General features: G+C 36.0%; 10 protein-coding genes. 4 read left to right on the forward strand and 6 right to left on the reverse strand.

What is annotated here, in order from left to right:
- Positions 1 to 127: 127 nt before the first annotated feature.
- A complete protein-coding gene (gene argC, locus IPZ78_RS15580) occupies positions 128 to 1,147 on the forward strand; it encodes an N-acetyl-gamma-glutamyl-phosphate reductase (RefSeq protein ID WP_225554915.1) in 1,020 nt (339 codons plus the stop codon).
- Between the two features lie 40 nt (positions 1,148 to 1,187).
- Complete coding sequence (locus IPZ78_RS15585) at positions 1,188 to 2,726, forward strand: SulP family inorganic anion transporter (RefSeq protein ID WP_225554916.1); 1,539 nt, start codon at positions 1,188 to 1,190, stop codon at positions 2,724 to 2,726.
- A 6-nt stretch (positions 2,727 to 2,732) separates the two neighbouring features.
- Here IPZ78_RS15585 and IPZ78_RS15590 read toward each other — a convergent pair whose 3' ends face one another.
- The gene (locus IPZ78_RS15590; protein ID WP_225554917.1) at positions 2,733 to 3,107 is read right to left on the reverse strand and encodes a hypothetical protein; all 375 of its coding nucleotides are present in this window, start codon (positions 3,105 to 3,107) and stop codon (positions 2,733 to 2,735) included.
- Between the two features lie 158 nt (positions 3,108 to 3,265).
- Between IPZ78_RS15590 and IPZ78_RS15595 the strand changes: the two genes are divergently transcribed.
- The gene (locus tag IPZ78_RS15595) at positions 3,266 to 4,054 is read left to right on the forward strand and encodes an SDR family oxidoreductase (protein WP_225554918.1); all 789 of its coding nucleotides are present in this window, start codon (positions 3,266 to 3,268) and stop codon (positions 4,052 to 4,054) included.
- A gap of 46 nt (positions 4,055 to 4,100) precedes the next feature.
- Here IPZ78_RS15595 and IPZ78_RS15600 read toward each other — a convergent pair whose 3' ends face one another.
- The 4 genes from IPZ78_RS15600 to IPZ78_RS15615 form a co-directional block, all read right to left on the reverse strand.
- Positions 4,101 to 5,606 carry a RagB/SusD family nutrient uptake outer membrane protein gene (locus tag IPZ78_RS15600; RefSeq protein ID WP_225554919.1) on the reverse strand — a complete coding sequence of 502 codons (1,506 nt, stop codon included), beginning with the start codon at positions 5,604 to 5,606 and terminating at the stop codon, positions 4,101 to 4,103.
- A gap of 19 nt (positions 5,607 to 5,625) precedes the next feature.
- Positions 5,626 to 8,835, reverse strand: coding sequence for a SusC/RagA family TonB-linked outer membrane protein (locus IPZ78_RS15605; protein ID WP_225554920.1), 3,210 nt, complete (start codon positions 8,833 to 8,835; stop codon positions 5,626 to 5,628).
- 114 nt (positions 8,836 to 8,949) lie between these two features.
- Entirely contained in the window at positions 8,950 to 9,996 is a 1,047-nt protein-coding gene (locus IPZ78_RS15610) for a dipeptide epimerase (RefSeq protein ID WP_225554921.1), read from the reverse strand.
- A gap of 7 nt (positions 9,997 to 10,003) precedes the next feature.
- Positions 10,004 to 11,230, reverse strand: a complete 1,227-nt coding sequence (locus tag IPZ78_RS15615) for a C40 family peptidase (RefSeq protein ID WP_225554922.1) — start codon at positions 11,228 to 11,230, stop codon at positions 10,004 to 10,006.
- Between the two features lie 119 nt (positions 11,231 to 11,349).
- Here IPZ78_RS15615 and msrA point away from each other — a divergent pair, with 119 nt between their 5' ends.
- Positions 11,350 to 11,865, forward strand: a complete 516-nt coding sequence (gene msrA / locus IPZ78_RS15620) for a peptide-methionine (S)-S-oxide reductase MsrA (protein ID WP_225554923.1) — start codon at positions 11,350 to 11,352, stop codon at positions 11,863 to 11,865.
- A gap of 78 nt (positions 11,866 to 11,943) precedes the next feature.
- Here msrA and IPZ78_RS17395 read toward each other — a convergent pair whose 3' ends face one another.
- A complete protein-coding gene (locus IPZ78_RS17395; protein WP_225554925.1) occupies positions 11,944 to 12,066 on the reverse strand; it encodes an IS3 family transposase in 123 nt (40 codons plus the stop codon).
- Positions 12,067 to 12,071 lie beyond the last annotated feature (5 nt).

Below are 12,071 nucleotides of genomic sequence, written 5' to 3' on the forward strand. Positions count from 1 at the left end.
TTTTAGTCAATACATATTTTAAAAACGTCATTTTGAGCGTAACAAGGTGAAGTCGAATTCCAAGATTGGATTTCTCCTTCGCTTAGACGAATTCGAAATGACGTTTTTTATAAACCTTAAATTCAATATGAGCAAAATAAGAGTAGGAATAGTTGGTTCAGCGGGATATACAGGTGGTGAATTATTACGTGTTCTGATATTTCATCCTGAAGTAGAAATTGTATTCGCGAATTCTGCATCCAATGCGGGAAATAAATTATACGCTGTACACAACGATTTATTTGGTGATACAGAATTGGAATTTTCTTCGGATTTTCATTCTAATATTGATGTATTGTTTTTATGTGTTGGACATGGCGATGCCCGTAAGTTTTTAGAGGCTAATCAAATTGACCCTTCAGTGAAGATTATTGATTTGTCGCAAGATTATAGGTTACGTGCGAATACCAAATATCAAGGTCAAAACTTTGTGTATGGCTTGCCGGAATTGAATCGTGAAGCAATCAAATCGGCACAATATATCGCTAATCCAGGTTGTTTTGCAACAAATCTCCAATTGGCGTTATTACCTTTGGCATCAAAACGTTTGTTGCCTGCACAAATTCATATCAATGCCACAACAGGTTCTACTGGAGCTGGGCAAAAGCCAACTGCGACTTCGCATTTCTCTTGGCGTAATAATAACTTGTCAGCTTACAAATCTTTTGAACACCAGCATTTGCAAGAGATTTCTGAATCGTTGGATCAACTTCAAGATGGATTTTTGCCAGAATCAGAAAAGTCTTTGTTAGAAAGAGCGGCAGAGAAAATTAATTTTGTACCCCAACGTGGTGATTTTACAAGAGGTATTTTTTCTTCTATTTATGTAGAGTCGGAATTGAGCGAAGAAGAAGCGTATGATTTGTATAATTCCTATTATGCTTCGCATCCATTCACATCCGTTTCAAAAGTTAATATTGACTTGAAGCAAGTGGTGAATACAAATAAATCCATTATTCATTTAGAAAAACACGGGAATAAGTTGCTGATTTTAAATGCGACTGATAATTTATTGAAAGGCGCTTCGGGGCAAGCCGTTCAGAATATGAACCTGATGTTTGGATTAGAAGAACGTAGTGGACTTAATTTAAAATCCGTAGGATTTTAATCCATAAAAGATTTATATTTTTGTAAGCCATCACGACCTGATGGCTTTATTTATTTCTATGGCTTTCGATACATTTAATTTTTCTAAAGTAAATTTCAAAAACGAGATTCTAGCAGGTTTGACTGTGTCCATGACGATGATTCCCGAATCGTTGTCATTTGCTATCCTTGCTGGATTAACTCCATTGATGGGTTTATATGCTGCTTTTTTAATGGGTATTGTGACGGCTATATTAGGTGGAAGACCTGGTTTGGTGTCAGGAGGAGCAGGAGCTACAATTGTGGTAATGATAGCTCTTATTGCATCGCATGGTGTAGAGTATCTATTTGCAGCGGTAATACTTGCTGGTATAATTCAAATTTTAGTTGGCGCTTTTAAGTTGGGGAAATTCGTGCGATTGATACCTCAACCTGTCATGTATGGATTTTTGAACGGTTTGGCTATTATTATATTTATGGCGCAGGTCGAGCAGTTTAAGCTAGTAGAGAATGGTGTTACAGCATGGATGACTGGGACAAGTTTGTATGTGATGGGTGGATTGACCTTGCTCACCATATTGATTGTATTAGTCTTTCCTAAATTGACCAAGGTTGTGCCAGCTTCATTAGTAGCAATCATTGTGACGACGGCATTAGTGTTTTTTTTGGGTATTGAGACTAAGAAGGTCGTAGATATTGCTACGGTCAGTGGTAGTCTACCGTCATTTCATATTCCTGCAATTCCGTTCAATTGGGAAACAATAGAAATAATATTTCCTTATGCGTTAATCATGGCAGCTGTTGGATTGGTCGAATCTTTGCTTACACTTAGCATGGTGGATGAAATCACAAGTACAAAGGGTAATTCAAATCGTGAGTCTATGGCACAAGGGGCAGCCAATATTGTGAATGGTTTTTTCGGAGGAATGGGAGGGTGTGCAATGGTCGCACAGACATTAGTGAATTTGGATGCAGGAGCAAGAACTAGACTTGCAGCTATAGTGGGTGCATTAGGTATTTTAGCTGTTATACTAATCGGTGGGCCTGTGATCGAACAAATACCGATGGCTGCATTGGTAGGGGTAATGATGATGGTTTCAATAGGGACATTTCAATGGGCTTCTCTGAAAGTGTTAACCAAAATGCCAAAATCTGATGTGTTTGTGGGGATATTAGTAGCAGCAATTACGGTTTTTCTTCACAATTTGGCATTAGCTGTTTTAATAGGTGTTATCATATCCGCGTTAGTGTTTGCTTGGGACAATGCTAAACGGATCCGTGCACGTAAAAGTCAAGATGAATTTGGAAATAAAGTGTATGAGATATATGGTCCCTTATTTTTTGGTTCCACTTCTAATTTTATGGATAAATTCGATATCCAAGAAGATCCAGAAATCGTTATTGTTGATTTTAAAGAATCTCGTGTAGTAGATATGTCTGCGATTGAAGCTTTAAATAAGTTGACTGATAAATATGCTAAAGTCAATAAAAAGATGGTTTTGAGACATTTAAGTAAAGATTCTGTTCTGCTTTTACAAAATGCCCATGGTATTATTGAAGTAAATATTGAGGAAGATCCTACATATAAAGTAATGCCTTAATCAATGTTAATATACTTTAGGTTTTTCTAGTAAATCAGTAACATAACCAAGGATCTCAATCTCGCTATCACCGTCTTCCATCATGGAAAATGTTAGGTATGCAGCATATATTTCAGGGCTGAATACAATATGCTTGTTGCTGATGATTTCGTCTACTACATGTTCGTACACGTGAATACCAATATGAGTTAGTTCATTGTGTAAATTTGTAGAAATAGTGTTATGGCTTTCGCCAGATGCAAAACCAACAATAATATGCAAAATTAATTTTTCATAAATCTTCTCATCAGCAAAGTGATGTACGTATTCTTCATATTTGAAGCGTTGTTTTGCACTATTGACAATCTTGTCCCAAATCAGGAATTCTGTTTTAGTTTGCATAGAAGAAATGTGTTTATAAGTGGTTACATAAATATATGGAAAAGATTTCAAAGTAGTCTAAAACTTTCTTTCATTTTATTGATTTACAATATTTAAGTGTAATTCTGTTCTGTCTCATTAGAACAATAATTTGTATTTTCGGGTCTAAAATTTGAAGCATGGAAATCAATTTAATTGGTAAAAAGGCATTAATAGGAGGATGTACGTCTGGTATTGGTCGTGCTATAGCCGAGCAGTTGGCCTTATGTGGTGCTAATGTAACATTAGTTGCTCGAAATGAGGGTAAATTAGAGGATTTGATTAAAAAATTAGATATATCAAAAGGTCAACATCATAATTTCATCGTTGCTGATTTTTCTGACTTTGAGAGTTATAAGAATATCATTATGGATTTTTTTGCTACGCATTCGATAGATATATTAGTGAATAATACACAAGGACCTAATCCGGGGACTGTTGAACAAAAATCAGAAGCAGATTATCAGGAGGCTTTTAATTTATTATTCCAAAATGCAGTCTATACTACTAATTTGGCTGTTTCTGGTATGAAGCAAAGAAGATTTGGTAGAGTGATTAACGTGTCATCGATGACAGTAAAGGAGCCACAAGATAATTTGGTATTATCCAACACGATGCGAACAGCATTGGTTTCCTGGTCCAAGTCACTTTCCAATGTAGTCGCTAAAGATAATATCACGGTAAATTCTGTAATGACGGGTTATTTTGATACAGAAAGATTGTCTAGTCTTATGGAAAATCAAGCGAAGAGCCAAGGTGTTAGTTTTGAGGAAATCAAGTCAAAACGTGTAGATTCAGTTCCTATGGGAAGACTCGGAGATCCCAAGGAATATGGGTATTTGGTTGCTTTCTTAGCTTCAGAATACGCTTCGTTTCTGACAGGGGCTTCGATTCCTTTGGATGGTGGTATTGCGAAGACAATATTTTAAAATTACCAAGGGCTCCGATTTTTTTGGAGCCTTTGGTATTTAAAAACTAATTTCTGTAACCTGGATTTTGTTGGCTGAATATTTCACGATTTGCATTAATTTCTGCTAGAGGAATTGGCAAAATAGTTTTAAAGAATGTTCTATCGATAGTAGCTGTTCTATGAATTGTAGAAACTGATGCTAAGGCATCATCATAAGTAATGGATTTGTTCCAACGCATCATATCAAAAAAGCGATGACCTTCACCAATTAATTCTTTTGACCTTTCTGATGCAATCATATCTAGATTGATTGTAGCATTGGTAGCAACAGCTAAATTTGGTGAACGTTTACGAATTTGATTCAAATAATTGACAGCTTTAGTTAGATCTGGAGAAGTTTTTCTTAATGCAGCTTCTGCAGCAGTTAAATATACTTCTGACAGACGTATAACTTTTATATTTACAGCAGTAGAGTTCCCTTTTCCATCACCATCTAACCCTACACTACCACTATATTTGTAAATTGCACCATGTCTAGGATTCGCTGTTGTAGATACCTCATCAGTAGTCATTATGCCCTTTCTTACATCTTGAGTATCTTCATTTAGTCTGGCTAAAAAAGGTGTGCTAGAAGTGAAATATCCTGCTGCAATGGTGTTATTTGGATGTCCTCTTCTACGTGTATAAGCTCCTAATGAGCTATTCCCTAAATCACCTTCATTGGGATAAATCGCTAATTCAAAAACAGATTCTGAACCAAACTGCTTAGACCATGAGCTTGCCCAAGTATCATTCGTATACAGTTTGTACTGATTGAAAGCGATAACTTCTTCAGCTGCTGCTAGTGCATTATCAAAATCCTCCATATATAAATATACACGAGCCTGAATCGCTTTATTTCCGAAGTAATTTAAAAATCCATTCGTATTTGCCAATGTTGATACATTTGTAGGCTTAGTGATTAGAGGTTCTGCATCTTTCAGATCTTTTAAGATTTGCATGTATACTTCGTTCACTGAACTTCTCGTTAATTTTGCGTCTGAAGTAATAGGTGTTAAAGTAATAGGGACCCCAAATGAATTTTTATCCATATTGAATGGCTTTCCATACAATCTAACTAAATCAAAATATATTAAAGCTCGAGCTGTTATTGCTTGACCAATGATTGGGTCAAAATTTTCGATTGAACCAGCAGCTTTAAGTTTTTCAATTTGTACCAATAAGTCATTAATGTGTGCAATACAATTATAGCCTTGAGACCAAATAGATGAATAATTGTTAGCAGTTTCACTGTGGTTGAATACATATAAATAATCATATCCTCTTCCTTGGGATGTAATCGTATAATCCCCACCTTTGGTATCTGCATATAATGGGAAGTTACGACCATAATAACTTCCACTAGCCATTTTACTCATCAAACCTCGAATAATTACGGTTGCATCAGCTACAGTTGTAATTGTTTGTGTAGATGCATCAGCTGAGTTTGTTGGTTTTACGTCTAAGAAATCACTACATGAACTAAAGGTTAATGCAACGAATAAACAAGACGCTAATATTTTATTTTTCATAATTTCTCGATACTAAATATTAAAAACTAAAATCAATTCCGAAAGTGTACGTTTTAGCAATCGGAGTCTCCCATCCGCGCGTACTGTATTGATTCACTTCAGGATCGGCAAGCTTAAATTTGCTAAAAGTCAACAAATTAGAGCCATTAAAGAACAGTCTTGCATTACTGATTTTGGCAGATTTCAAAATTGAGTTGGGAATAGTATAAGATAACGAGATGTTTTTCAATCTTAGAAAATCAGCATCATTTAGATGTCTACTACTAATCTGGTTTACATCTTCTAAATCGCGTCCACTTAACATTGGATAATATCCACTACCTTTTTCTGGTGTCCAAGTATTGTCTACGAAATCTTGAGAATGTAAGCGTTCCCAATAGTAACCATCATCCGCAACATCTCTATTTGCTGCATCATATAAATCACCACCAATTTTATACACGAAGTTTAATCCAAGAGAAAAGTCCTTGTACTCTAAGTTCGAATTGATACCACCTGTAAATTTAGGGATACCATTACCAATAATTACCCTCTGAGCTTTAGTGTATGTATATGTGGCGCCACGACCATTGAATTCAAAGTCGCCAGCTGTACCATCGTTGATATACCAAACGTTTTTACCGTTAGTTTGGTCAGTACCTGCCCATTCTATACCATAGAATGCTAATGTCGATTGACCTTCCTTATAAATATATCTTGATCTAGCATCACCACCTGTGGGGTCGTTCCAAATGATTTCTTCTTCAGGTCCACCATTCAATCGGATTACTTTAGAAGACAGGGAAGCTGCATTGATACTTAATGACCATTTTAAGTCTTGTTTGTCAATGATATCCGATCCCAATAAAATTTCTATACCCTTATTGTTAATTTGTCCAACGTTTCTAACAGAAGAACTAAATCCTGTAACCATCGATTGAGGAACATCCTGTAAAAGGTCTTTAGAATCTCTATTGTAATATTCAACTGTACCAAACAATTTGTTTTTGAATAAACCAAACTCAACAGCTAAGTTTGTGCTATAGTTGTTTTCCCATGTCAGATTAGGGTTAGGGGAGTTTCCTAGTCCACCTCCAGGTCGTTGCATATATTTATTGCCATAAGTTACTAATGCTCTCCAAGCAAAATTGTCTGAAGGCAAAGTACCATTCAAACCATATGATGCACGTAGTCTTAACGCATTGATTGATGGGATATTGGCAATAAAGTTTTCTTTAGCTAAATTCCAAGAACCTGCGATGGACCAAAAATTACCCCATCTATTTTCAGGACTTAATTTTGAGGAACCGTCGGTTCTATACGAAGCTGAAGCAAAATATTTTTCGTCGAAATTATATTCAACTCTTGATAATGCTGACATCATGGAACTTCCCCAAGCATAGGCTTGTGCATCAAGGTTACCTGCAGTAGCTACTGTAGGTAATTGTGAATTCGGAATATCCTTTCCTGTCGTACGCATAAAATCTGTTGTATTCTTCTCCGCTTCAAATCCAGCCAAAACACCAACGTTATGCAATCCAAAAGACTTGTTGTAATTAGCCGTAGTAGATGATACTAATTTTTTTAAATCCGTGTTCATTTCGTGAACAATCCCCATATCATTTGCTCCAGTATAGTGGTTGGCACTATAATATAAGTGATCTCTCGAAGTGGTTTGGTCATAAGAGAAAATTGTTTTCAAATTTAACTCTGGCAATAATTTAAGAGTTAGAGATGGACTCGCGCTTAAGCGTCTTGTACCTGTTCCATTTTCCCATTCATTATTGTAATATACTTGGTTTTGTGCATAACTGTTATATCGTGTTGTCCAAGTGTTACCTGTTTTGTAATCTGTTGGCCAATAGAATCCCCAAAATAGATTTCTTGATTGGAACAGGTAGTTTGTACTAGTGTTTCTTGTGTCATTAAAACCAGATAATTCTGTGTTTGCAAGTGCCATATTGACCCCAAAGTCCAAAATAGGACTTAATTTCTGCGTGAAATTAAAACGCCCATTTATTCTTTCATAATCATTTAGTACAGTTCTACTTTTGTCAGTAGTATATCCTAATGAAGTGAAATAATTTGTGTTTTCAGTAGCACCACTAAATGAGATGTCATTTACATTATATTTACCAGTACGGAAGAAAACATCATCCCAATTGAAATATTTGCCATCACGATTTTCAACACCATCGGTCTTACCTTTGATATTTACGTGCTCATACATTGAGGTGCCTTCTGTCGAGAATTCATAACCATGAATTCCGAAACCATAACCAGTATTTGGAGTGCCATAAGAACCACCAGGAGTCCAATTTCGAGAATTTAGACGCATTAGTGCTTGTTGGTTGGCTTGTTCAGGAGTTCGACCTGCTGCTATACGAGAATCATATAATACACTATATAGCGTATTTATTTGATCTTGAGTATCAGCCTTTTCATAGTTGTCAGTTGCCCAATCTGGACTAATCGCTAAAGAGCTTTTAAAGCTTAATTTTGGAGCACCAGTTTTACCTCTCTTTGTTGTAATTATAACCACACCATTTGCTGCTCTTGATCCATAGAGTGAAGATGCTGCAGCATCTTTTAGGATCGTAATGCTTTCAATGTCATTTGGATTAATCGTGTTCATGACATTGTTAGTATTGTAAGTGTATCCTGACATTTGTGACACTTGCCCTGACACTATTGGAACACCATCTATTACATATAAGGGCTCATTGGATGCATTCATTGAACCAATACCTCTAATTCTTATGGATGTTGTTGATCCTGCCTGACCTGATGTTGAGTTTATTTGAACCCCAGGTACACGACCAGTTAAGGCATCTTGAAATGATGTAACAGGTACATCTTTCGCGTCTTTCGCATAATTTACATTTGCTGCGGACCCCGTGAATGTACTCTTTTTGGCAGTACCATATGCGACAACTATAACTTCATCTAATTCTTGGTCAGTAGAATTCAAAGCGACGCTTATGGCCTTGCGACCAGAGACTTTAATCTCTTGAGATGTATATCCAACTGATGAAATAATCAAAGTCGCATTTTGATCTGCATTCAAGGTAAATAAACCATTAGCATTTGAAGTGACGGCAACATTAGTGCCTTTAACACCAATAGTAACACCTGATACAGGAGCTCCATTTTGATCTGTAATTTTACCCGATATCGGGATTTGCTGCGCATTGACAACTTGTATTCCACAAGCCATCACGCACAGGGAGGTGAGTAAATGTTTCTTCATCGATAATAAATAGTTAATAGTGTGATTAAATTTTAATGACTTGAGAGAGCATTAAAATTAGCTGTATTCTACAAATATGTAGGTGTTATTTTAAGGTAAGTTAATTACCAAAATTTATTTTTTCAAAATTCCTATACCTGGGCGATCAGGTAATATACAGTTTCCTTCCTCTACTCTCATACCGTCATATATATCATTTCCAATTAATAAAGCTCCATCCAAGTCAGCCCAATCAACTAATGGAGCTAATTGTGCTGCTGCAGAAATCGCACAAGATGTTTCGGTCATACAACCCAACATAACCTTCATGTCTAGTGAGCGAGCGAGTTCTGCCATTTGCTTTGCTTCACGCATACCTGTACATTTCATCAATTTGATATTGATACCTGTATATACGCCTTGCAATTTTGGAACATCTGCCAATCGTTGACAACCTTCATCTGCAATAGTCGGAATAGGAGAGTGTTCAGTTAGCCATGCATTTTCATCAATCATTTCTTTTGGCATAGGTTGTTCTAAGAAGACTACATTTCTTTCGTGCAACCAATGCGCCATTTCTAAGGCTTCTTCTTTATTTTTCCACCCTTGATTAACATCCGCACACAGAGGAACGTCTGTCACCGAACGGATCGTGTCAATAATTGTTTTGTCAGTATCTAACCCCAATTTTACTTTCAATATTTTGAATTGGTCTGCTTCAGCTACTTTTTTACGAATCATTTCTTCCGTATCAATACCAATGGTATATGAAGTAGGAGGAATTAAATCTGGATTTAAGCCCCAAATTTTATAAAATGGTTGATTCATAATCTTTCCTAATAAATCATGCAATGCGATATCTACCGCTGCTTTTGCTGCTGTATTTTTTTCTGCAACTTGATCTACATAGGCTAGTATTTCTGCAGTCTCAAAAGGTGATTGGAAATGTGATAAGTTTATCTGATTCAAAAACTTAGATACACTTTCTTGTGATTCTCCCAAATAAGGAGGCATACTCGCTTCACCATAGCCTACTATACCATCGTATTCAAGCTCCGTTAAAATAACAGGCGTAGTTGTACGACTAAATGATGCAACTGTAAATACATGACGCATCTCTAGTGTATATGGTCTAAAACGTAGGGTAAATTGTCCCATTTTTTTACTTTCCCAGCTGCTCATTTTTTTTCTATTTTTTGTAGGATTTATTTTCTTTAATTAGTTGAATTTGTCGATCTGAGGAGCCAATATATCTTCTTGCAGATACCACAGTACGTGTTTGAAAGTCATCATAATTTTCCGCATCTTTCAACATTGAATTGATTCTAACTCGCCCCGCTGAATGGATAAATTCACCATTGCCAATATACATCGCTACGTGCGTAATTCGTGCATTTGGATTGGAATTTTTACTTCCAGCAAAAAATAATAAGTCAGCAGGTTTTAAATTTTTTAACGCTAATGTAGCATCAAAGTTTCCATCTGAACCTATGATCTCGATTTTGTCGCCCACTAAGACCTGTTGAGATGCATCACGCGGAATTACATAACCATTCATATAAAATGCCGTTTTAGTAAGTCCACTACAATCCACACCCTTTACCGAAGTTCCACCCCACAAATAAGGCAATCCCAACATTGATTTAGCACTTTCTAGAAGATTCTCCGCTGTCAATTGACGTGTGGATAGCCAATTTTCAAATGTTGTCATCTCAGATTTTGAAATATATGCAGTTCTTCCATCAGGATATTTCACGTGAAAATATTTTTCATCAGAACTGATCAAAGACAAAATATTCCCGTAAACTAAATCCGATACACGCAAACTTTTGTCATCTGCTTTAGAATATGATTTTCCAAATTCATTGGTATAAATTAACTTTGGTGACACTTTCCAGCGTTGTAATTCAGCATCATTCATCTGTGCTACCGAAGCTGTAGGTATCCAAGCGATATACCCCTCTGGTGTGCGTACACGAAGTTCTCCTCTTTCTCTTTGAAGAATATCGACCTGTGTTCCTAGCAAGATTTGAGTGGCCATTTCCTCAGCATGTCCTGGCTTCGTACGTAGGTTTGCTACTGATAAAATAATTACACCCTGTTTTTTGTCCACAACAGAGCTGTCAGGTAATAATCTGTATTGTATATTTGCGTTGTAATTTTGTAGTTCTTTATTTAAAAATGGAATAACACCATTTTCTGTTGTTTGGATCGTATATTGATTGTTTTTGATATCAATCTTAACCAATTCCAACAGTTTAGTTCTCTTATCTGGAGCAAATTTAGGTTTTGCTGTATCTAGTGTTTTAATGATAGACTTGTAGATCGTAGAATCAACTTGTGCATTTGAAATATTAGTCCCACCAAAATAGAGAAGAAATGGTAAACAGAAATATGGTAGTTTGTTTTTCATCATTAAATAATTGTGTGTTATAAAATAACGTAAAAAAATGCAAAAAATGGCAATAATATGTTTGATATATTAAATGTTTTTGCGTTTTTAGTTTATTTACTGATAAATAATGTAAAAAATATATGAAAGCAACATTTGGTGGAGGCTGTTTTTGGTGTACGGAGATTATTTTTCTCCATACTAATGGAGTTAATTCGGTATTACCAGGGTATATGGGTGGAAAAAGAGAAAATCCTACCTATGAGCAGGTCTGTTCGGGCGCAACGGGACATGTCGAAGTCGTTCATTTGGATTTTGATGAAACAAAAGTTTCCTATCAAGATTTGTTAGCTGTTTTTTTCAAAACGCATGATCCAACGACGTTGAATAGACAAGGGGAGGATGTAGGTACACAATACCGTTCGGTAGTATTCTATCACAATGAAGAGCAAAAGGAGCAAACCGAAGCGTTTATCAAGGGCTTAGAAGAAGCTAATGTTTATGATAATATTATTGTGACAGCGATCGAAGAAGCTGTGACACTTTGGCCTGCAGAAGATTATCATGTGAATTACTTTAATCGAAATCCTGAGAATCCTTTCTGTGCCGCGGTGATTGCACCCAAATTGACAAAATATCTTAAAACCTACCAGAAATAAAATAATAAAGGCTTGGAATTTGGACTGACCCCCAAAAGTTGGACGACTTTATACAATGTTTTTGATATAATGAGCTCGTTATTCCACCGGGCTCATTCCATTTAAATTAATTCGTATTCTTTCGTTATTATAATACTTTATATATTCTCTAATATCTTTAGCTAACTCAAAAATAGAAGTATATTTTTTTAGATAAAACAATTCTG

The organism is Sphingobacterium bovistauri (assembly GCF_020295405.1).
Lineage (GTDB): Bacteria > Bacteroidota > Bacteroidia > Sphingobacteriales > Sphingobacteriaceae > Sphingobacterium > Sphingobacterium bovistauri.